18 protein-coding genes are annotated in these 22159 nt (G+C 70.7%); 8 read left to right on the plus strand and 10 right to left on the minus strand.

Annotated features, from left to right (window positions below):
• Positions 1-48: 48 nt before the first annotated feature.
• The 5 genes from V5F75_RS08315 to V5F75_RS08335 are packed head-to-tail and all read left to right on the plus strand — an operon-like array spanning position 49 to position 7439.
• The gene (locus V5F75_RS08315) at positions 49-2133 is read left to right on the plus strand and encodes a 3-hydroxyacyl-CoA dehydrogenase NAD-binding domain-containing protein (protein ID WP_394034835.1); all 2085 of its coding nucleotides are present in this window, start codon (positions 49-51) and stop codon (positions 2131-2133) included.
• Positions 2133-3851 (plus strand): AMP-binding protein, encoded by a 1719-nt coding sequence (locus V5F75_RS08320; protein WP_394034834.1) that lies wholly within the window; start codon positions 2133-2135, stop codon positions 3849-3851. Before V5F75_RS08315 ends, V5F75_RS08320 begins: the two co-directional genes overlap by 1 nt.
• 21 nt (positions 3852-3872) lie before the next feature.
• Positions 3873-5060 (plus strand): acetyl-CoA C-acyltransferase, encoded by a 1188-nt coding sequence (locus V5F75_RS08325; protein WP_394034833.1) that lies wholly within the window; start codon positions 3873-3875, stop codon positions 5058-5060.
• Positions 5061-5063: 3 nt separating this feature from the next.
• A complete protein-coding gene (locus tag V5F75_RS08330) occupies positions 5064-6260 on the plus strand; it encodes an acyl-CoA dehydrogenase family protein (RefSeq protein WP_394034832.1) in 1197 nt (398 codons plus the stop codon).
• 24 nt (positions 6261-6284) lie between these two features.
• The gene (locus V5F75_RS08335; RefSeq protein ID WP_394034831.1) at positions 6285-7439 is read left to right on the plus strand and encodes an acyl-CoA dehydrogenase family protein; all 1155 of its coding nucleotides are present in this window, start codon (positions 6285-6287) and stop codon (positions 7437-7439) included.
• Positions 7440-7559: 120 nt separating this feature from the next.
• Here the strand turns inward: V5F75_RS08335 and V5F75_RS08340 are convergent, their stop codons facing one another.
• The 6 genes from V5F75_RS08340 to V5F75_RS08365 all read right to left on the minus strand — a co-directional run bounded on the left by V5F75_RS08340 (position 7560) and on the right by V5F75_RS08365 (position 14664).
• The gene (locus tag V5F75_RS08340) at positions 7560-8120 is read right to left on the minus strand and encodes an NADPH-dependent FMN reductase (protein WP_394034830.1); all 561 of its coding nucleotides are present in this window, start codon (positions 8118-8120) and stop codon (positions 7560-7562) included.
• A gap of 263 nt (positions 8121-8383) precedes the next feature.
• Complete coding sequence (locus V5F75_RS08345; RefSeq protein WP_394034829.1) at positions 8384-9502, minus strand: DUF1513 domain-containing protein; 1119 nt, start codon at positions 9500-9502, stop codon at positions 8384-8386.
• Positions 9503-9509: 7 nt separating this feature from the next.
• The gene (locus V5F75_RS08350; RefSeq protein ID WP_394034828.1) at positions 9510-10610 is read right to left on the minus strand and encodes an imelysin family protein; all 1101 of its coding nucleotides are present in this window, start codon (positions 10608-10610) and stop codon (positions 9510-9512) included.
• Between the two features lie 19 nt (positions 10611-10629).
• On the minus strand, positions 10630-11874 hold the full coding sequence (locus tag V5F75_RS08355; RefSeq protein WP_394034827.1) for a di-heme oxidoredictase family protein: 1245 nt from the start codon (positions 11872-11874) through the stop codon (positions 10630-10632).
• A 29-nt stretch (positions 11875-11903) separates the two neighbouring features.
• Entirely contained in the window at positions 11904-13379 is a 1476-nt protein-coding gene (locus V5F75_RS08360) for a multicopper oxidase family protein (protein WP_394034826.1), read from the minus strand.
• A 10-nt stretch (positions 13380-13389) separates the two neighbouring features.
• Entirely contained in the window at positions 13390-14664 is a 1275-nt protein-coding gene (locus tag V5F75_RS08365; RefSeq protein ID WP_394034825.1) for an imelysin family protein, read from the minus strand.
• 598 nt (positions 14665-15262) lie between these two features.
• Here V5F75_RS08365 and V5F75_RS08370 point away from each other — a divergent pair.
• Together V5F75_RS08370 and V5F75_RS08375 are read left to right on the plus strand one after the other, a co-directional pair.
• Entirely contained in the window at positions 15263-16105 is an 843-nt protein-coding gene (locus V5F75_RS08370) for an FTR1 family iron permease (RefSeq protein ID WP_394034824.1), read from the plus strand.
• A 150-nt stretch (positions 16106-16255) separates the two neighbouring features.
• Entirely contained in the window at positions 16256-16660 is a 405-nt protein-coding gene (locus tag V5F75_RS08375) for a winged helix-turn-helix domain-containing protein (protein ID WP_394034823.1), read from the plus strand.
• Here V5F75_RS08375 and modC read toward each other — a convergent pair.
• The 4 genes from modC to V5F75_RS08395 form a co-directional block, all read right to left on the minus strand.
• Positions 16584-17765 (minus strand): molybdenum ABC transporter ATP-binding protein, encoded by a 1182-nt coding sequence (gene modC, locus V5F75_RS08380; protein ID WP_394034822.1) that lies wholly within the window; start codon positions 17763-17765, stop codon positions 16584-16586. The genes V5F75_RS08375 and modC overlap by 77 nt on opposite strands.
• Entirely contained in the window at positions 17762-18454 is a 693-nt protein-coding gene (modB, locus tag V5F75_RS08385; protein ID WP_394034821.1) for a molybdate ABC transporter permease subunit, read from the minus strand. Before modB ends, modC begins: the two co-directional genes overlap by 4 nt.
• Positions 18455-18583: 129 nt before the next feature.
• Positions 18584-19399: a molybdate ABC transporter substrate-binding protein gene (gene modA, locus V5F75_RS08390; protein ID WP_394034820.1), complete on the minus strand. Its 816-nt coding sequence runs from the start codon at positions 19397-19399 to the stop codon at positions 18584-18586.
• Positions 19400-19522: 123 nt separating this feature from the next.
• Positions 19523-20047: a DedA family protein gene (locus V5F75_RS08395; protein ID WP_394034819.1), complete on the minus strand. Its 525-nt coding sequence runs from the start codon at positions 20045-20047 to the stop codon at positions 19523-19525.
• A 477-nt stretch (positions 20048-20524) separates the two neighbouring features.
• Here V5F75_RS08395 and V5F75_RS08400 point away from each other — a divergent pair, with 477 nt between their 5' ends.
• On the plus strand, positions 20525-22144 hold the full coding sequence (locus V5F75_RS08400; protein ID WP_394034818.1) for a DEAD/DEAH box helicase: 1620 nt from the start codon (positions 20525-20527) through the stop codon (positions 22142-22144).
• The last annotated feature ends 15 nt before the right edge of the window (positions 22145-22159 follow it).

A 22159-nucleotide genomic window follows, 5' to 3' on the forward strand; every position in this document is an offset into this window, starting at 1 on the left:
CAATAATGCAGATTTACATTCTGCAATGCAGAACCAATGGGAGGCTCAATGGCTCCGCTCCGCAGCGAGGCGACCAACGGCGTCGCCGTGCTCACCATCGTCAATCCGCCGGTCAATGCCCTGGGCGCCGCCGTGCGCGCGGCCCTCGCCGAGGGCATCGCCGCCGCGGCGGCCGATCCCGCCGTGAAGGCCATCGTGCTTGCTGCGGAAGGCAAGGTGTTCGTGGCCGGGGCCGACATCTCGGAGTTCGGCAAGCCGCCGGTCCCGCCCGCTTTGCCGGATGTGGTGGCGGCCATCGAGGATTGCCCCAAGCCCGTGGTGGCGGCCATCAACGGCCCGGCGCTGGGCGGCGGCCTGGAGCTGGCGCTCGCCTGCCACGCGCGGGTGGTGGCGCCCGCCGCCAGGCTCGGCCTGCCCGAGATCAGGCTCGGCCTCATTCCCGGCGCCGGCGGCACCCAGCGCCTGCCGCGCCTCATCGGCGCCGCGCCGGCCTTCGCCATCATGCTTTCGGGCGATCCGGTGAGCGCGCAGAAGGCGCGCGATATCGGCCTCGCCGACGAGATCGCGGAAGGCGACCTGATCGCCGCCGCGTCCGCCGCCGCCCTGCGCCTCGCCGCGGCGGGGGGCTGGAGCAGGTCGGGCGCGCGCGCCGACCGGCTCACAGGCGAGGACCGCGCCGCGTTCGAGGCGGCCGCCGCCGAGGCGCTGAAGCGCAACGCGCGCACGCCTAACGTGCCCGCGCTGGTCGATGCGGTCCGCGCCTGTTTAGACCAGCCGTTCGAGGCGGCGCTCGCCATTGAGCGCGGTCATTTCACGACGTTGGTGGCAGACCCCAGCTCCAAGGCCCTGCGCCACATCTTCTTCGCAGAGCGCGAGGCCGCGCGCATTCCCGGCATCGGCCGGGAGGTGAAGGCGCGGCCCATCGCCAGGGCGGCGGTGATCGGCGCCGGCACCATGGGCGGCGGCATCGCCATGTGCTTCGCCCAGGCGGGCATTCCCGTCACCCTCATCGAGGTGAAGGCGGAGGCGCTGGAGGCCGGCGTCGCCCGCATCCGCGCCAATTACGAGACCTCGGTGAAGCGCGGCTCGCTCTCGCAGGAAGCGATGGCGCAGCGCCTTTCCCTCATCACCCCGGCGGTGGGGCTCGACGCGGCCGCCGATGCCGACATCGTCGTGGAGGCCGCCTTCGAGGACATGGGGGTGAAGGCGGAGATCTTCGGCGCCCTCGACAAGGTGACGCGGTCCGGCACCATCCTCGCCACCAACACCTCCTACCTCGACGTGGATGCCATCGCCGCCACCACCACGCGGCCGCAGGATGTGGTGGGCCTGCATTTCTTCAGCCCCGCCAACGTGATGCGCCTGCTGGAGGTGGTGCGCGGGGCGAAGACCGCACCCGACGTTCTGGTGACCAGCCTCGATCTCGGCCGCAAGCTCGGCAAGCTGCCGGTCGCGGTGGGCGTGTGCTACGGCTTCGTGGGCAACCGCATGCTGGCCAAGCGCACCGAGGCCGCCGAGCGCCTGCTGCTGGCGGGGGCGCTGCCCCATGAGGTGGACGCGGCGGTCACCGATTTCGGCTTCCGCATGGGTCCGTTCGCCATGGCGGACCTCGCCGGGGTGGACATCGGCTGGCGCGCCCGCAAGGCGGCCGGCGACAAGGCGGTGAAGGCGCCGGTGGCGGATGCGCTGGCCGAGCAGGGCCGCTTCGGCCAGAAGACCGGGCGTGGCTTCTATCTCTATCCCAAGGGCGCCCGCGCCGGCGTGCGCGACCCGGAGACGGAAGCGCTTATCGCCTCGCTCTCTCAGGCGCGGGGCATCGCCCGCCGCAGCTTCACCCGCGAGGAGATCGAGGCGCGCCTGTTCTACCCCATGGTGAACGAGGGCGCGAAGATCCTGGAGGAGGGCATCGCCGCCCGCGCCGGCGACATCGATATCATCTGGGTCAACGGCTACAACTGGCCCGCCTTCACCGGCGGCCCCATGCATTGGGCCGAGCAGGTGGGCCTGTCCAGGATCGTCGCCGCGCTGGAGGCGTTCGCCGCCGAGACCGGCGACGACGGCCTGCGGCCCGCCCCGCTGCTGAAGCGCCTCGCGGAAGGCGCGGGCTCCTTCGCCGCGCAGGAGGCGGCGTGATGGCCGCGGAGCCTGCCACGGCGCCGCTGCCGCCCTGGCAGGCCGCCTTCCCAGAGGTGTGCGACTGGGCCGCGCCGCTGGAGATCACCACCCTGCCGGAACTGCTCGCCACCGCCGTGGGGGCGCGGGGGGAGGGGACGGCGCTCGATTTCCGGGACGGCGAGATCAGCTATCGCGAGCTCGGGCGGGAGGTGGAGCGCCTCGCGAGCGGGCTCGCCCGCGCCGGGGTGAAGCGCGGCGAGAATGTCGCCCTGCTGCTGCCCAACACCCCCTGGCACCCTCTGGCCTTCTTCGCGCTCACGCGGCTCGGGGCGCGGGTGGTGCACATTTCCGCGCTCGATGCCCGGCGTGAGATCATCCACAAGCTGAAGGCCACCTCCGCCCGCCGGCTCGTCACCACCAACCTGCCCGGCTTCCTGCCGGGCGCGCTCGACATGCTCGCCGAGGGCGTCGTGGAGGAGGTGCTGGTGGGGGAGGATGCCCGCTGGGGCGTGGGCGAGAGCGCGCCGCTGGCCACTCCGGAGCGTGCGGGCGTGCGCGATCTCGGCGCCCTCGCCAGCGATGCCCCGCTCGCCGTGCCGCTGCCCTCGGTGGACGATATCGCGGTGCTGCAGTTCACGGGCGGCACCACCGGCCTGCCCAAGGCGGCCATGCTGAGTCACGGCAACCTCACCTCGGCGGTGAGCATGTATCGGGCGTGGCGCGATGGCGGCCGCCCCCTGGTGGCTGGCACCGAGAAGGCGGTGGCGGTGCTGCCGCTGTTCCACATCTACGCCCTCACCACCGTGCTGCTGCGCCACCTGCGCGACGGAAACACGGTGCTGCTGCGCCAGCGCTTCGACGTGGAGACGCTGATTCGTGACGTCAGCGTGCTGAAGGCCAGCCAGTTCTCCGGCGTGCCCACCATGTGGGTGGCGCTCCTGAACCGGCCGGGGGTGGAGGCGGTGGATTTCTCCGCGCTCAAGTCCTGCGTGTCCGGCGGGGCGCCGCTGCCGTTCGAGGTCCAGGCGAGGATCGAGGCGCTGATCGGCACCCAGCTCAACAACGGCTGGGGCATGACGGAGACGGCGCCCGCCGGCTCCCGCGTGCCGTTCCAGGTGGAGCGGCGGCCGGGCCTCATCGGCATTCCGCTGCCGGGCCTGTCCATGCGCATCGTCGCCATGGACGCGCCGGGCCGCGCCCTGCCGCCCGGCGAGGTGGGCGAGATCGCCATTCGCGGGCCCAATGTCTTCAAGGGCTATCTCAACGACGAAGAGGGCACGCAGGCCGCCTTCCACGACGGCTGGTTCCTGACCGGCGACATGGGGCGCATGGATGCGCGCGGCCTGTTCGAGATCGTCGACCGGCGCAAGAACATGATCATTTCGTCGGGCTTCAACGTTTATCCGGCGGCCATCGAGAACGCCATCTACGAGCACCCAGCGGTGGAAGAGGTCATCGTCATCGGTGTGCCCGACGCGTATCGCGGCCAGTCCGCGAAAGCCTACGTGAAGCTGAAGGCCGGCGCCGATCCCTTCACGCTCGATGATCTGCTCCATTTCCTGGCCGATCGCCTGGGCCGGCACGAGATGCCCCGCGCCCTGGAATTCCGCGATGCGCTGCCGCGCAGCCCGGTCGGCAAGCTCCTGCCCAAGGTCCTCATGGCCGAGGCCGCCGCCGCCGTGGAGGCCGCCGCGCAGGCGGCCATCCGGGCCGGAGCGGCGAACGAAACACACTGAAATCAAGACGAGGAAGCGTTCATGGTCGAAGCCGTCATCGTTTCCACCGCGCGCACGCCCATCGGCAAGGCGCAGCGCGGTGCGCTCAACATCACCAAAGGCGCGGACATGGCCGCCCACGCCATCCGCCATGCGCTAGCCCGCGGCAGGGTGGACCCGGCCGAGGTCGAGGAAGTCGTCATGGGCTGCGGCTATCCGGAAGGCGCCACCGGCGGCAATGTCGCCCGCCACGGCGCACTGGTGGCCGGCATTCCCGTGACCGCCACCGGCGTCACGGTGAGCCGCTTCTGCGCCTCGGGCCTGGAGGCCATCGCCCATGCGGCGAAGCGCATCGTCATGGACGGCGTGCCGGTGGCGGTGGCCGGCGGCGTGGAATCCATCTCCCTGGTGCAGCCGGTGAACCGCGAGGCCTTCCGCAACGATTGGCTGATGGCCCACAAGCCGGACATCTACGTCACCATGATCGAGACCGGCGACAACGTCGCCCGGCGCTACGGCGTGACGCGCGAGGCCCAGGACGCCTTTTCCCTCGCCAGCCAGCAGCGCACGGCGAAGGCCCAGGCCGCGGGCCTGTTCGACAACGAGATCGTGCCCGTCACCGTCGAGAAGGCGGTGACCGACAAGGAGACCGGCGAGACCCGGCGCGAGCGCGTGACCCTCGCCAGGGATGAGGGCAACCGGGCCGACACCACGCTGGACGGCCTTTCCAAGCTGAAGCCGGTGCGGGGCGACGACCAGTTCGTCACCGCCGGCAACGCCAGCCAGCTCTCGGACGGCGCCTCCGCCAGCGTGCTCATGTCGTCCGCCGAGGCGGCGCGGCGCGGGGCGCAGGTGCTCGGCATCTTCCGCGGCTATGCGACCGCCGGGTGCGAGCCGGACGAGATGGGCATCGGCCCCGTGTTCGCCGTGCCGCGCCTGCTGGAGCGCAACGGGCTCAAGGTGTCCGACATCGGCCTGTGGGAGCTGAACGAGGCGTTCGCCTCCCAGTCCGTCTACTGCCGCGATACGCTCGGGATCGATCCGGACATCTGCAACGTCAACGGCGGCGCCATCTCGGTGGGTCATCCGTTCGGCATGAGCGGCGCGCGCCTCGTGGGCCATGCGGTGCTGGAAGGGCGCCGGCGCTGCGTGCGCTACGCGGTCGTCACCATGTGCATCGCCGGCGGCATGGGCGCGGCGGGCCTCATCGAAATCAACCCGGAGGCCTGATCCATGGACCTGCGCTTCACTCCTGAAGAGATCGCCTTCCGCGAGGAGGTGCGCGCCTTCTTCCGCACCGAGATTCCCGCCGAGATCCGGGCCAAGGTCTCGGAAGGCCGCAAGATGGCGCGGGAGGACTACGTGACCTCCCAGCGCATCCTGAACGACAAGGGCTGGGCCGTGCCGGGCTGGCCGGTGGAATACGGCGGCCAGCCCTGGAGCCCCGTCCAGCGCTACATCTTCATGGAGGAGCTGATGCAGGCGGCGGTGCCGCTGCCGCTGCAGTTCAACTGCCACATGGTGGGCCCGGTGATCGCGACCTTCGGCAGCGACGCGCAGAAGCAGCGCTTCCTGCCGCGCATCAAGAGCCTGGAGGACTGGTGGTGCCAGGGCTTCTCCGAGCCCGGCGCCGGCTCCGACCTCGCCTCGCTGAAGACCCGCGCGGTGAAGGACGGCGACCATTACGTCATCGACGGGCAGAAGACCTGGACCACGCTGGGCCAATATGCCGACTGGATGTTCTGCCTCGCCCGCACCGACCCCACCGCCAAGAAGCAGCAGGGCATCTCCTTCATCCTCATCGATATGAGAAGCCCCGGCGTCACCGTGCGGCCCATCATCACCATCGACGGCCGGCACGAGGTGAACGAGGTGTTCCTCGACGCCGTCAAGGTGCCGGTGGAGAACCTGGTGGGCGAGGAGAACAAGGGCTGGGACTATGCCAAGTTCCTGCTCGCCAACGAGCGCACCGGCATCGCCCGCATCGGCATGTCCAAGGAGCGTATCGCCCGCATCAAGCGCCTCGCGCGGGTGACGCCGGCGGGGGCCGGCACCATGTGGGACGACATGGATTTCCGCTCGCGCCTCGCGTCCGTCGAGATCGAGCTGAAGGCGCTGGAGATCACCCAGATGCGGGTGGTGGCGGCGCAGGCGACGCGTGACCCCACCAAGCCCGACCCCGCCTCCTCCATCCTCAAGATCAAGGGCTCGGAGCTGCAGCAGGCGACCACCGAGCTGCTGCTGGAGCTGGCGGGCCCGCAGGCCCTGCCGGCGGCGCGGCCCGACGCCGGCCACAACGACGCCGAGGCCCTGTTCGCCTGGGCGGACGCGGCGGCGCCCGTCTATTTCAACCACCGCAAGGTGTCCATCTACGGCGGGTCCAACGAGATCCAGCACAATGTGATCGCCAAGGCGATCCTTGGTCTTTGAAACCGGGCCCGCGAGGAGGACTCCATGGATTTCGACCTGACCGACGAGCAGTCCCTGCTCAAGGACACCGCCCAGCGCTGGGCTTCGGACACCTATTCCACCATCGAGCAGCTCGCCGCCGCCCGCGCCGAGCCCCTGGGCTTTCCCGAGGCCAAGTGGGCGGAGCTGGCGGAACTGGGCCTGCTCGGCCTGCCGTTCGCGGAAGCCGACGGCGGCTTCGGCGGCGGACCGGTGGAGACGCAGGTGGTGATGGAGGCCCTGGGCCGCGCGCTGGCGCCGGAGCCTTACCTCGCGAGCGTCATCCTGGGCGGCGGCGCGGTGCGCCTCGCCGGCTCGGAGGCGCAGCGCGCGGCGCTGCTGCCGGGCGTCATCGAAGGTTCCGCCCGCCTCGCCTTCGCCCATTCCGAGGTCCAGGCGCGCTACGACCTCAACGATGTCGGCACCACCGCCCGCGCCGTGGAGGGCGGCTTTCGCCTGGACGGCCGCAAGAGCGTGGTGCTGAACGCCGATGCGGCGAAAACGCTGGTGGTGAGCGCCCGCAGCTCCGGCGATCGGCGGGACGGGGCCGGCATCACCCTGTTCCTGGTGCCGGCGGATGCGCCGGGGCTCACCCTCACGGCCTACGCGACGCAGGACGGCGGCCGCGCGGCCGATGTGCTGCTGGCCGATGTCCTGGTGCCGGCCGACGCCGTGCTCGGCACGGTGGGCGAGGGGCTCCCCGTGGTGGAGCGGGTGGTCGAGGGCGCCATCGCGGCCCTGTGCGCCGAGGCGGTGGGCCTGATGGAGGCGCTGCACGCGCTGACGGTGGAATACCTCAAGACCCGCAAGCAGTTCGGGGTCGCCATCGGCTCCTTCCAGGCGCTCCAGCACAAGGCGGTGGACATGTTCGTGGCGCTGGAGCAGGCCCGCTCCATGGCGCTCTATGCCGCCATGATGGTGGAGGCCGAGGATGCTGGAGAGCGCCGCGTGGCGCTCTCCGCCGCCAAGGCGCAGGTGAACCGCTCGGCCCGCCTCGTGGGGCAGACCGCGGTGCAGCTCCACGGCGGCATCGGCATGACCATGGAGTATATCGGCGCCCACCACTTCCGGCGCCTCGCCATGATCGAGCTGATGTTCGGCGACACGCCCTTCCACCAGCGCCGGGTGGCGGCCGAGGGCGGGCTGGTCGCCGCCGCCTGATGCGGAGGGCCCGCGCGGCCCTTGAGCGAAACCCGCCCGGCGCGGGTCATGGGCCGGAGCCCATGGCATGACGCGGGGCCGCCCCCCTGAGGGGAGGCCCCGGTCACTGTGCGCCACGCCTCAGGCGGCGGCGCCGGCCTTCTGGCGCCGCGCGAAATCATGGAAGGCGGCGAGCTGGCCTTCGATGAAGCTCAGGGTGCCCTGGTCGGTCAGCGTGCCGTCCGTCACCTTGGTGTGGACCTGGCCCACCATCACCTCGGGCACGTTCATGACCGGCACGTCGAGGGCCACCAGGACCTGCCGCAGGTGATACTGCGCCCGCGCCCCGCCGAAGCCGCCCATGGAGGCGGACTGGATGAGGGTGGGCTTGTCCTTCAGCGGCGGCTTCTCCTTCAGGCGGGAGAGCCAGTCGATGGCGTTCTTGAGCCCGCCGGGGATGGAATAATTGTATTCCGGCGTCACGATCACCAGGGCGTCTGCGGCAATGATCGCGTCGGCGAGCGCGGTGACCGGCGCCGGGAAGCCGGCGGCCTCGATGTCTCCGTCATAGATGGGCAGGAGGGCGATCGAGGGCAGGATCTCGATCTCGACACCCTCGGGGGCGAGGCCCTGGAGCGCGCGCGCGATGGCGGCGTTGTAGGACCCCTTGCGCACGCTGCCCACCAGAACGACCCATTTCATGGCGCGACCTCTCATTTCATCCGCCGGCTGGCCGCCGGCGGCTGGAACTTGAGCACAAACCGGGGCCGAAGTCATACGTGCCGGCCGCGGTCCGCAGGCGTGCGGCGTCGCGCCATCCGCTCCGCGCCCCGAGCGGCGCCAGGCGGGTTTCGCTCACACGCTGCGCGGGCATGAGTAAACGCCCAGGAGCACGAGCGGACAGAACGAGCGGACAAAGCCGTCCAAGTGAGAGGTCGGCGGGAAAAGCTCACGGGCCTCCGGTCTCAGCCGATGCGGACCATGTGGTTGTCGAAGCGCGGGCCGCCGGTGCGGCGCGCCACCACCGCGACGCCGTCGTCGGCGGCCGAGATGCGCACCACCTCGCCATAGCCGCTGGCGGCGACGAAGGCGCCGGCCTCGTAGGTCATGGCGAGGGAGCAGCCGTCCACCAGAGGCACGGCGCCGAGATAGCGCCCGTCCGCCCGCCACACCGCCACCCGCCCGCCGCGCGGCGAGGCGCAGGCCACGAACCGGCCCGAGGCGTCGTAGGCCACGGAGCCCACGTAGCCGCGCAGCTCGCGCCAGGCGTTGTCCGGCGCCTCGAAGGGTGAGACCGTGCCATCGGCGGCGATGCGGAACAGGAGCGGGCGGGCGATGCCGTCGTTCATCAGGTCCTGCGCCGCCACCACCGTGCCGCCTGCGCCATCCCGCGAGAGATGGCGCAGGGACAGGCTGGAGAGGTCCCGCGAAAGCCGTCCCTCGCCGCGCAGGGCGCCGGTGGCGGGGTCGAGGAGGGTGATGGTGGAGCCGGTCAGCTCCGCGTCGCGGGCTTCCGGCGTGTTGGGCTCGATGCCGCCGTTGGCGATCACCAGCGCGGCGCCCGAGCGCATCAGGTCGTGGGGCCCGTCGCCGGCGGTCGGCCATTCGTCGGTGATGGCGAAGCCGGCCGCCACCTCGCGCCGCGCCAGCACGCCGCGGCCCATGGTGGGCCGGCCGTCCTGCGCGCGCGGGGGCTCGATCTCGGCGGTGAGGAAGAAGCGCCCGTCGGGCGTGAAGCGGCCATGGCCCGAGAACACGCGCCCCTCGCCCGGCGCGAAAGTGGAAACGACGCCCGCACGGTCGTGGCGGAAGACCACCGCCACCTTGCCCGGCCGCCGGCCCACCGCCACCGCGAGCGGCCCGGTGGGGCTGGCCTCGACGCCATGGAGGCGGGCGGCGGAGGGGGCATCCACATCGGCCGCGCCGGCGGCGTCCACGGAGACCGCGGCGAAGCCCTCCGTCACCCCGGCGGTGGAGAGCCAGCCGGTGGCGGGGGCGGCGTCCGCCGCCGCATGCAGGCGCGCGGCGGCGGGAACCGCGAGCAGCGCGCCGGCGACGAAGGCGCGTCGGGAGAGGAAGCCCATGGCCGCCTCAATCGCCGTCGAGGGCGTTGAAGCCCAGGGAGATGACGAAATAGGAGGCCATCGGCCGGTAGACCGCGAGCTGGGCCGCCTTGAAGGTCTTGATGGCGGCGTGGAGCGCGGCCGCCCCGCTCGCCGTCTGCGCGGCGGCGCCGAGGTCGGCGGGCAGCTTGTCGGCGGTGGCGTCGGCCTCGGTGGCGGCCTTGTTCACCACCCATTGCGGGCGGCTCGGCATCTGGGTGGCGATGGCGCGCAGGAGCGCGTCCGCGCTTTTCACCATGTTGGCCGCCACCCGGCCCGAGCGGCCGGAGCGCCAGTTGTCCGCCGAGAGGGGCTTGGCCTCGGACGGGCCGGAGCCGAGCACGGGCAGGATCTTGGTGTCCGTCACCCGCTGGTAGGCGCCGGAGAGATCGGTGAGGATCATGCCGGGAAGGGCGGCGGCATCGGGGAAGAGATCCGGGTCGCCTTTGCCGGCCGCCAGCGCGCCGAGCAGCCCGCTGTCCCGGCCTCCCCACTGGGTGCGCACATCATGGGCGATGGCGGCGAGATTGGTGGCGATGGCGAGGCCGAAGGCACAGCGGCGCGCCGCCTCCGGCCCGGCGGCGAGCGCCTGGGCGGCGCCCTCGTCATAGAGCAGGCGTTCCAGCGCGGGCAGGCCCTGCACCGAGGCGCTGGCCTGGGCGAAGCGCTCGGGCGAGAGGCGGGCGGCGTCGGGGTCGGAGATGACCTCCGCCATGCCGCGGGCGATGGCGTTGCGCCGGTCGGGGAAGAAGCTGAAGCGGTCGGCCCTCAGGTTCTGGCTGATGGGACCGAAGGTGATGAATTCCACCGCATTCCAGGCATCGGCGGTCTTGCCGTAGGCGTCCTTCAGGGCCGGCACGCCGGCCTCCTCGGGCTTGGCGCAGAAGCCGGTCCAGGCCGCCTTCTGGGCATCGGCGGCGCCGGCGAGCGCATCGTAGCGCGGCAGCAGCCAGCTCTCGATCACGGACACGGAATCGAAGGGCGGGTTCGCCGCCAGCGCCGGCGAAACCGAAAGAGCGGCAACGCAGCCAAGGGTGGCGAGCGCCTTGCGCGCCGTGGCGAGGGCTGGGCGGGCAATGTTCTCAAGCATCCGGAACCACTTCCAAAAACTAGAGGGACGAAACGAAGGCGATGAGCGCGGCGCGCTCCCGCTCGGAAAGGGCGCGGAAGCGGGCGGCCGCCGGGGCGGCCTCTCCCCCGTGCCACGCCACCGCCTCCGCCACCGAGCGCGCGCGTCCATCATGCAGCAGGCCGGTCTTACGGGCGAGGGCCTGGGAGACGCCCGCCAGCGGCGCGGTGCGCCAGTCGGAGGCTCCGGCGCCGGGCTCCGGCATGGTATCGCCGAGGTCGGGGCCCATGTCGTGCAGCAGCAGGTCCGAGTAGAGGCGCGCCTTGCCGCCGTCGGCGGTGGGCATCTGCGGCCGATGGCAGGCGGCGCAGCCCGTGGCGGCGAACAGCCGCGCGCCGGCGGCGCCGGCGGCGTCGGCCGGCGTGGTCGCCTGGGGCGTGGGCAGGGAGGCGACATAGGCCACCACCCGGTCCAGCACCGGCGCGCCGATCTCGAAGCCGGGGGTGCCGTCCGCCGCCGGATGGGCGCCGTGGGGCGCCGCGCGGCAGGCCGCCTGGGCGGCGGTGCAGTCGCCCCAGGGCTCGGGATGGAGCGGGTTGGACAGGCCGAGGTCGAGGAAGAAGGCCTCCGCGCTCTGGCTCTCGATGGTGGGGTGGCTCGCCTTCCAGCCGAAACGGCCGACGCGGAACGAGCCGTCCTGCTGCGGAATGCGCCGGGCGCGGCCGGAGACGCCGTCATGCCCTTCGGCCTGCTCCTTCTCCACCGCCAGGATGGCGGCATCGGGCACGGCGGCCATGGCGCCACGCCCGTGCAGGTCCGGCGCGGCACGCAGCGAAAGCCCGCTTTTCGGATCGAGCGGGCCGTAGGCGAGGCCGTCGAGGCGCGGCTTGCGCGCGTGTCGGCCATCGGGGAGGGCGGTGTCGTCCGCGGCGATGATGCCCTCGGCGACAAGGCCGGGGACGGCGTCGATCTGCAATCGCCGGCCATAGACCGGGTCGGCGGCGCCGTCCTCCTGTCCGATCATCAGCACCATGCCGCGCCCCGCCACCTGGCCCGAGGCGTCGAAGGCGGCCGCGGCGCGGCCGCCGCCGGGGTGGCAGGAGGCGCAGGAGCGGGCATCGAACAGGGGGCCGAGGCCGTCGTCCGCCTGGGTGGTGGTGGGGGCCGGGGTCCAGGGCCGCTTGAACAGAGCCTTGCCGATCTGCACGTCGAGATCGTCGAGCGCGCGGGCCGGCGTCACGGCGCCCGGCGCCCAGGCGGCGAGAACGGCGGCGAAAAGCGCCATGCGCGCCCAGTGTCCTGCTTGCCGGGCCATCACGCCACCCGGAACCAGCCCATGAGGCCGGAATCCATGTGTTCGAGGATGTGGCAATGGAACACCCAGTTGCCGCTCGCGGCCTTGAAGGCGATGTCCACGCTCTCGTTGGGCTCGACGATGACGGTATCGGCCAGGAACTGCGGCAGCGTCTTCTTCTTGGAGGAGGAGAGCACCTTGAAGATGTGGCCGTGCAGATGCATCGGATGCACGTGCTTGGTCACGTTGGTGATGGTGAGCACGTAGCTCTGCCCGTTCTTCAGCACGTTGAGCGGCGGCGGCAGGCGCAGGTCCGCCCCCGCGCCCCAGGAATTGCGGTTGATGGCCCAGAAGGTCTTGTCGCCCACGCACAGGGAATCGACGAGCGCCTTGGCGAGCGGGTCGTCCGGCGGCAGCGGCGGCGCGATGACGGTGGCGCCCGCGGCGGTCTGCACCAGGAAATCGAGGTGGGTGGCCTTGGCCACGTCCGGCTGCGGCAGCTGGACTGGAGCGGGCAGGGCCTTGGGCTTGAAGGGGGTCTTCTTCCGGCCCTTGTCCACCGCCACCAGGGTGGTGAGAAGGCAGGGCTCGGCGGTGCGGTAATCGTAGATCTTCACTTCCTCGCCGGGGCCGGGCATGCGCACATGCACGTCGAGCCGCATGGCGGGGCCCATGCGCCAGACGCCGTCGGGGGCCGCGTTCAGCAGGAAAGGCGTGGTCGCCTGCCCGTCGATGGCGATGGCCGCCGCGTGGTCGGTATCGCAGCCGAAGTCGATCACCCGCGTGGAATCGGCGACGATGGCGCGCACCCGCACATCGCCATGGGCGGGGGCCTCCACCCGCGGCGGCACGATGGAGCCGTTGACCGCGCGCACCGTGCCGAAGGTGCCGGCGGTGGAGGCACCCTCGTCGGTGAACATCTGCAGCCAGCGGCCGTTCTCGTCCAGCCGCCAGTCCTTTACCGCGATGATGTGCTCGGCATCGAAGCGCACCTGCTTCTCGCGCGGGTCCTCCACGAGCAGGAGCCCCACGAGGCCACGGCCCACCTGGCCGGTCTCATCGCAATGGGGATGGAAGAAATAGAAGCCGGGATCGGGCAGCGGCACGTTGTAGAAGAAGCGTCCGCCCGCCGGCACCACCGGCTGGGTGATGGGCGCGACGCCGTCGAAGATGTAGGGCCCGCGGATGCCGTGCCAGTGCACGGTGGTGGGGTCCGGAAGCCGGTTCTCGAACTCCACCATCAGGCGCGTGCCCTGGGGCGCGCGCAGGGTGAGGAAGGGCGTGCCGTTATAGGCGCAGAACCGGGGCGTGGGCGGCTTGTCCGCGCCGAGCAGGGGCACCGTGGTCTCCTCGGCCACCAGCGACAGGCGCCGCTGGGGGGCATCGGGAGGCAGGGTGTCGATGGCCCTGGGCAGCACCTCCCCGAGGGCGGAAGGCGCGAAGGCCGCGGCTCCCGCCGCGGCCCCTCCCAGCATCAATGCGCGACGCGAGATCACCGCCGGCGCCTCACTTCTTGCCGACGGCCGAGGGGTCGTCGAGGCTCTTGGAGCCTTCCACCTTGATCTGGAGCTTGAGGGCGGAGACCCCGCGCTCGATGGCGTGGGCCTGGGCCACCAGGGCGTCGACGCCGGCCTGGATGAGCTTGGCGCCCTTCTCGTTGCCCTCGCCCAGCATCTGGTCGTAGGCCATCTCGCCGGAATCGGCGGTGTCCTTGATCGCCTTCAGCGCGGCCAGCGCGGCGTCCGACTTCTGGTCGATCTCGTCGGCGATCTTGGGGTCCTTGGCGCGGATGAGGTCGGCCACGGAAGCGCCGGTGAGGGCGGTGCCGTCGGGCTTGGTGAAGCGGCCGTAATACACGTCGCGGATGCCCACTTCGTCATAATAGTGCGAGTTGTGGGTGTTGTCCGAGAAGCAGTCATGCTCCTCTTCCGGGTCGTGCAGGATGAGGCCGAGCTTCATGCGCTCGCCGGCCAGCTCGCCATAGGAGAGGGAGCCGAGGCCGGTGAAGATGACGGCGAGGCCGGCATTGTCCTTCTTCTTCAGCAGGGCCTTGCGGGCGGCGCCCTTGGCGCCCCAGGCGTCGGTCATTTCCTTCAGGTCGTCCACCAGGGTCTTCGTGGCCACCTTCAGATACTGGCCGCGGCGGTCGCAATTGGCGTTGGTGCAGGCCTTGAGGTCATAGTCGGTCCAGGAGCGGGCGCCGGCGCCGGGCCCGGTGCCGTTGAGGTCCTGGCCCCACAGCAGGAACTCGATGGCGTGCCAGCCGGAGCCCACGTTCGCCTCGACCCCGCCGGCGCTGTTGAGGTTGTGCAGCAGCTCGGGGGTGATCTTGGTGACGTCGATGGTCTTCTTGCCGATGCGGATCGTCTTGGAGGCGATCACATTGGCGGTGTAGAGCGGGTTTTCGTCGGAGGTCTCGCCATACTTCGACTTGTCGACATAGTCGATAAGACCCTCGTCCAGGGGCCAGGCGTTGACGTTGCCTTCCCACTCGTCGACGATCTTGTTGCCGAAGCGGAAGGCCTCGGTCTGCTGGTAGAAGGTGCGGGCGTGCTTCCAGGCGTCCTTGGCCTTCTGCTGCGTCTCGGCGCTCGGCGTCGCCACGAAGGCGTCGATGGCCTGCTGCATCTGCTTGGAGGTCTCGTAGGAGGCGCCGTACATCGCCTCCGCGAGGTCCGCGTAATGGGTGATCACATCGCGGGGCTTCGGCGCGTCGGCGAATGCCGGCGACACGAAGCTCACCGCGGCGGCGATCGCGCCGGCAATGACATGCGCGCGCATCAACCTGGTCTCCTGGTTCGGGTAAGGCTCGTTCAAATGACGGGGCGGTCGCAAAGGGTCCGCCTCCCCAGCGCGGGCAGATTAGGCAGGGCTCGCCCCCCTCGCAAGCGCGCGGGATAATAATGGAATCGTTCTATGAACGGCTTCCGATAGGTCAGTCCAGGCTTCACTTCCGCGTGTCAAGACAAAGGGGTATGCGCTGTTGCGTAGTTCTGCGCGCGTGCGCCGGAGCGGGCGGACTGGCCGCGATGTCTTCACGGGCTGGCGGCTCCCGCTACTGCGCGGGAGATTGCATGCGATGCAACGCAGGCTGGAAATCCTGATGTTGAAGTCATTCTAAACTGCGCTTGACCGGCTGACAAACCGCTCCGGGCGATGTTAGGAAAGATGTCATGCCCGTAGCCGGCGTCGCGGCATGGGCCGAATATGTATTTTTGAGTTGTTCCAAACTGATTGCGAGATCTTTCCGGTGCGCGGTTTCGCGCCTTGATCCCGTTCCCTGAAGGCCGTGCGGCGGGCGCCGCGACCGGAGCGGTCGCGCGTGGGCATCGCGCCGCCGCTGAGCGGGCTTCGGCCCGGCGTGATAAGGAGAGCAGACATGCTGGCGGCACTCCTCGTGGTGTTTCGTGAGGTGCTGGAGGCGGGCATCGTCATCGGCGTCGTGCTCGCGGCGTCGGAGGGCATCCGCGGGCGCGGCCTGTGGATCAGCGCCGGCGTGCTCGGCGGCATCGCCGGCTCGGCGGTGCTGGCGCTGTTCGCCGAGCGCATCTCCAACCTGTTCGACGGCTCCGGCCAGGAGTTGCTGAACGCGTCCATCCTCGCGGTCGCGGTGGTGATGCTGGCCTGGACCGTGGTGTGGATGGCGAGCCACGGCCGCGAGATGGTCATCCAGATGCAGGCGGTGGGCAAGGACGTGAAGGAGGGCCGAAAGCCCCTCACCGCCCTCGCCGTCGTGGTCGGCATGGCGGTGCTGCGCGAGGGCGTGGAAATCGTGCTGTTCGTCTACGGCATCATGTCCACCGGCATGGAGAGCGTGCCCGACGTGGTGATGGGCGGCCTCGGCGGCCTGCTCGCCGGCGCGGCGGTGGCGTTCGTGCTCTACCGGGGCCTCGTGGCGGTGCCGCTGAAGTACCTCTTCAAGGTCACGGCCATCGTCATCACCCTGCTGGCGGCCGGGCTCGCGGCGCAGGTGGTGGGCATCCTCCAGGATTCCGGCTTCATTCAGTCCCTGGCCGATCCGGTGTGGGATTCAAGCTGGCTGCTGTCGGATGACGGCGCCCTCGGCCGGGTGCTGCGCACGCTCGTGGGCTATCGGGCCCAGCCGACCGGCATGCAGGTCATCGCCTATGTGGTGACGGCGGCGGTGATCGTGATCCTCTCCAGCCTCGTCAACAGCCGCATCGCCAAGGCCAAGCAGCTTTCCCGCCCCGTGCGGGCCTGAGGAGGCGCGCGGGCGAGCACGCGAATTTGCGCGCGGCTGCACTTGCCGCGCGTGGCGCGCCGACGCATCTTCCGGTGAAGACCGGCAGTCCGGCCCGCTTCTCCCCTGTGAGGACGCGAGCCGCCGGCCGTGAGCCGCAAAGGAGATGCCGTGAGCCAGGACGCCTCATCCCGCCTGTTCCTGCGTGTCGATTTTCCCGACGGGCGGCGCCTGGGGCCGGGCAAGATCATGCTGCTCGAGGCCATTCGCGAGCATCGCTCCATCCTCTCCGCCGCCAAGGCCATCGGCATGAGCTATCGCCGCGCCTGGCTGCTGGTGGATGAACTGGACCGCATGTTCGAGCAGAAGGTGATCCTCACCTATCCGGGACGGCGCGGCGCGGGGACGGAGGTCACGGCTTTCGGCGAGCGGCTCATCGCGCTCTACCGCGCCATGGAGCGGCAGGCCGCGAAGGCCACCCGTTCCACTCTGGATGAGCTCACTCAGGCTCTGGCGGACGAGAGCGCCCGGCAACCAGCCGAAGAGACGGCCCCGCTGAGCGCGAAGGCGGGCTGAACGGCTCGCTCTGCGCCGGGAAAGCGGGGGAGCGGCTGTCCACCGCCACCGCCTTGATCATGGCCCACACGGGCATGCCCTCCTCCAGCGCCAGCCGCTCGACGCTCTCCAGCGTGACGAGGGACTGCAGCCGGCCGTGGGGCAGGCTCACCTCCACCGTCGCATAGGGCCCGCCCTCGCGCCGGATGGCGCCGATGGTGCCGCAGAGCCGGTTCGTCACGGAGACGTCGATGGGCCGCGACAGCGACAGCGAGACATCGCGCGAGCGGATGCGCGCGCGCACCGGCGCGCCCACCGGCCGGTCCACCAGCGGCACCCGCAGCTCCCCGTCGGCGAAGGTGAGGGTGGAGAGGGCAAGTTCGGAGTCGTGGCTCTTCACCACGCAGTCGAGGATGGTGCCGAGGTCGAACCGCCCGAGCACCGGCATCAGCTCGGGGCGCGAGAGCACGTCGGAGAGCGGGCCGCTGGCGATCACCGCGCCATCCTGCAGCGCGGCCACCATGTCGGCGAGGCGCAGCACCTCGTCGATGGAGTGGCTGACATAGAGGATGGGCAGCTTCAGGTCGTCCCTGAGGCGTTCCAGATAGGGCAGGATCTCCAGCTTGCGCTGCTCGTCGAGGGAGGCGAGGGGCTCGTCCATGAGCAGCAGGCGCGGCTGCGCGAGAAGGGCGCGGCCGATGGCGACGCGCTGGCGCTCCCCGCCGGAAAGGGTGTGCGGCCGGCGCTTCAGCAGGTGGCCGATGCCCAGCATCTCCACCACCGCCTCGAAGCCGATGGAATGGTCGTGCCGGGCGCGGCGCTGGCCATAGCGCAGGTTGCCGTCCACCGAGAGGTGGGGGAACAGGCGCGCATCCTGGAACACGTAGCCCACCCGGCGCTTCTCGATGGGCAGGTCGATGCCCTTCTCCACGTCGAGGAAGACCTCGTCCCCCACCTGGATGCGGCCCGCGTCCGGCCGCACGGAGCCCGCGACCATCTGGATGATGGTGGTCTTGCCCGAGCCGGAGCGGCCGAACAGGGCGGTGACGCCGCTCGGCGGCGCCGTGAAGCTGGCCGTGAGCGTGAAGCCGGTGCTGCGGACGAGGCGGACGTCGATCTCGATCATACGCGCCCCAATGCGATCTTGATGCGCCGGTCGGCCATCTCGGCCAGCACCAGGGCGCCGAGGGCGAGGATGACGGACACGACGGTGAGCCGCAGCGCCATGGCGTCGCCGTCGGGCATGTGGGTGGCGCTGTAGATGGCGAGCGGGATGGTCCGCGTCTGCCCCTCCACGTTGGAGACGAAGGTGATGGTGGCGCCGAACTCGCCGAGCGCGGAGGCCAGGGAGATGAGCGCGCCGGAAAGGATGCCGGGCAGCATCAGCGGCAGCGTGACGGTGAAGAAAGCGTCGATCCGGCTGGCGCCCAGGGTGCGGGCGGCGGTCTCGATGCCCTTGTCCACCCCGTCGATGGCGAGGCGGATGGCATTGACGCTGAGCGGGAAGCTCACGACGGCGGCGGCGACCGTGGCGCCGGCGGTGGTGAACATGAGGCTGATGCCGAACCACTCGTAGAGATATTGGCCGAGATAGCCGCGGGTGCCCAGCGTGATGAGCAGCATGTAGCCCACCACCACCTTGGGCAGCACCAGCGGCAGGTGGACGATGCCGTCGAACAGGCCCTTTCCGGGAAACTCCAGGCGCGACAGGATCCAGCCCACGAGGATGGCGGGCGGCATGCTCCAGAGGGTGGCCCAGAAAGCGACCCTCAGGCTCAGCGTCACCGCTGTCCATTCTTCCGGCGTCAGCAGCATGTGAAAATTCCGGACGGCAATGTCACAAAAATACTAAACCGGAGGGCGGCGCCTGCGAAGGCGTTCTTCGCGCGCGCCGCCCTCCGGCTGTTCAAAAATAGGGGCGGCGGCCGGAGGGGCCGCGGCGGGTCACTTCACCACGAAGCCGTACTTCTTGTAGATGTCCTTGGCCTCGGGACCCACCAGGAAGGCGAAGAAATCCTTGGCCTCGGCGGTGTCGTGGCCCTTGGCGAGGGCGAAGGGATATTCCACCGGCGGGTGGCTGTCCGCCGGGAAGGTGGCCACCACCTTCACGTTCTTGGCGATGGCGGCATCGGTGGCATAGACCACGCCGTAGGGCACCTCGCCGCGCTCCACCAGCGCCAGGGCGGCGCGCACGCTCTCTGCGCCGACGATGCGCGGGGCCACCTTGTCCCACACGCCGAGATTGGTGAAGGCGGTCTTGGCATAGATGCCCACCGGCACGCTGTCGGTGAGGCCGGTGGCGATGCGGCCGTTGGCGCCGAGCAGGGCCTCGATGTCCATGTCCTTGGAGAGGGTGACCGGCTTGGCCTTGTCGGCCGGGGCCACCAGCACCAGCGCGTTGCCGATGGGCACCACGCGCGAGGCGGGGACGATCAGGTCCTTCTTCTCCACATACTCCATCCATTTCAGGTCGGCGGAGGCGAAGATGTTGGCGGGGGCGCCGGCTTCCATCTGCTTGGCGAGGGCCGAGGAGGCGGCGAAGGAGAACTTCACCTTGCCCTTGCCGCCCTTGGCTTCATAGGCCTTGCCGATATCCTCGAAGGCATTGGTGAGGCTGGCGGCGGCGAAGGTGGTGACGGTGCTGTCGGCCGCCGCAGCGGTGGCGCTCGCCGGCTGCTCCGCGCGAGCCATCCCGAAAAATGCGGTGGCGACGACGAGGCCCAGGACGAGGCTGCGCCGCCGGATGGAAAAATCGATCATGGCAATATGTCCCCGGTTGGTATGTCCGTTGATATATAGCATCTCCGGGGGGCACAAGGCGCGGCGTTGCCGCACGGTCACTGGCGCGCGGTCAATCCCGCGCGCTGGGCGCGGCGCGGGCCTTCAGCCGCCGATGAGGCGCAGGGCGAGGGCGCCGGGCGCGAGCATGGCGAAGGCCCAGATGGCCGCGCTCGCCACGTTGGCGAGCTGGAAATGGCTCTGCCGCATGGCGAGGATGCCGGCGATGAGCGGCACCACCGCGCGCACGGGGCCGAAGAAGCGGCCCACCGCCACGCCCCACACGCCGAAGCGGGTGAAGAAGTCTTCCGCCCGCGCCACCAGGTCCGGACGCCGGTTGAGGGGCCAGAAGGTCTTGGCGCGGTCCTTGTAATAGAAGCCGAACCAGTAGGAGACCGCGTCGCCCAGGGACGCGCCGACCACCGCCGCCAGCCAGATGGGAAAGAAATGGAGGCCGGATGCCTCGATGAGCGCGCCGATGGCGAGCAGCAGGACGGTGGCGGGCACGAGAAAGGAAACCAGGGCCAGCGACTCGCCGAACGCGAGCGCGAACACGACAGCCGGCGCCAGGGCCTGGTGCTGCTGCACGAAGGTCGTGGTGGCGTCGATCAGAGCCTGTGGGTCGAGCATGGGTCCTCCGCCCCGCATCTCTTCCGTTCCCTCCGCCGCGGGCGGGCGCCGCGCGGGGGGCCTGGAATGTCCGCGCTCTATATGGCGATGCAGTGCGGCGGAAAAGCGTACGGGGGTTGCCGACGGCGCGGGCGGGCACCGGAAGCGGCGAAAAGCGCGGCATCCGTCCCCTCTGCCTTGAAATCGTCACGCAGATGGGTCATATGCACTGCCATGGTGATCCGTCGGCAGGCGGTCGTTCTCGAAGGGCCGGAAGGGCCATGAGCGGCGCAGGCGGGTGACGGCACTATCGGGCCGCGTAGCGGAGACCGCTCGGAGCTTCATTTTCCTGGAAGCGTCTCAGGCGGCTTAGCCCGAATTCCATTTTCTTCTCGGACACCCCAGGCCACGCGGGATGTCGCAGATCCCCGCGATCCGTGCCGCCGCGCAGCTTTCCGCATGCGCGCCGCGGTGCCGCTCGCCCATGAAAGACAGAGCTTGACCTCTTTTTCTTCCCTCGGCCTTGCCGAGCCCATCGTCCGCGCCCTCACCGAAGAACGGCACGTGACGCCGACCCCCATTCAAGCCCAGGCCATTCCCGAAATCCTCGCCGGCCACGACCTCATCGGCATCGCCCAGACCGGCACCGGCAAGACCGCCGCCTTCGCTCTCCCCATCCTCGATCGCCTCGTGCGCCATCCGCGCCGGCCGGAGCCCAAGGCGGTGCGCGCCCTGGTGCTCTCGCCCACCCGCGAGCTGTCCGGCCAGATCGTGGACAACTTCCTGAAGTTCGGCCGCCACGCTAACGTCTCTGTGTCGCTCGCCATCGGCGGCGTGCCCATGGGCCGGCAGATCCGCGCCCTCTCGCGCGGGGTGGACGTGCTGGTGGCGACCCCCGGCCGCCTCATCGACCTCGCCGACAACAATGCGGTGCGGCTCGACCAGGTGGAAGTGTTCGTCCTCGACGAGGCGGACCAGATGCTGGACATGGGCTTCGTGCATGCCATCCGCGCCGTGGTGCGGCGGCTGCCGCGCAAGCGCCACTCGCTGTTCTTCTCCGCCACCATGCCGTCCGCCATCGCGGAGCTCGCCGGCTCCATGCTGCACGAGCCGGTGGAAGTGGCGGTGACGCCGGTCGCCAAGACCGCCGATCGCGTGGACCAGCGCGTGGTGCTGGTGGACAAGGCCAACAAGGGCCCGCTCCTGGCCGAGGTCCTCTCCAAGGAGGAGATCGACCGCGCCCTGGTGTTCACCCGCACCAAGCACGGCGCCGACAAGGTGGTGCGCGTGCTGGCCAAGGCCGGCATCGCCGCCGAGGCGATCCACGGCAACAAGTCGCAGAACCAGCGTGACCGCGTGCTGGCGGCCTTCCGCGAGGGCACCGTGCGCACCCTGGTGGCCACCGACATCGCCGCCCGCGGCATCGACGTGACGGGCGTGAGCCACGTCATCAATTTCGACCTGCCGAACGTGCCCGAGAGCTACGTGCACCGCATCGGCCGCACCGCCCGCGCGGGACGGGAGGGCATCGCCATCTCCTTCTGCGATCATGAGGAGCGCGCCTTCCTCCGGTCCATCGAGCGGCTGATCAAGATGCAGATCCCCTCGAGCGACCGCCGTGGCGCGGGCGCGGCCTTCGAGGTGCCGGAAGGCGAGCCGCTCGCCGTTTCGCCCGTGGAGGCGCGGGAGGAGGGCCGCTCGGGCCGCCCCGCCGGCCGCCAGCGCCGCCCCGAGGGTGGCCGCAATGGCGCGCCCCGCCAGGGTGAGCGCCGCGACGGGCGCCAGGATCGCCGGACCGACGACCGGCGCTCCGAGGACCGCCGCCCCGAGGGCGGGCGCGATGAGAGCGTGCGCCGGGAGAAGCGCCCCGCCGCCCCGCGTGGCGAGGGGCGGGACGGCCAGCAGCAGCGCGAGCCGCGTGCCGCCCAGGCTCCGGGACAGGCCCATGCGCCCCGCGCGCAGCAGCCCCGCCCGGCCAAACCGCGCCACGACGAGGCCCGTGCCGGCCGCGCGGCCGGTGGCGAAATGGGGGGTATCGGCTTCATGAAGGCGGTGCCGGTCCGTTCGGAATCCCGTCAGGAAACCCGCGGCGGCGGCGCCAAGCGCCCGGTGCGGTGATCCGGAATGCCACGG

Origin of the sequence: Xanthobacter albus, from assembly GCF_043194895.2 — a bacterium.
Taxonomy (GTDB): domain Bacteria; phylum Pseudomonadota; class Alphaproteobacteria; order Rhizobiales; family Xanthobacteraceae; genus Xanthobacter.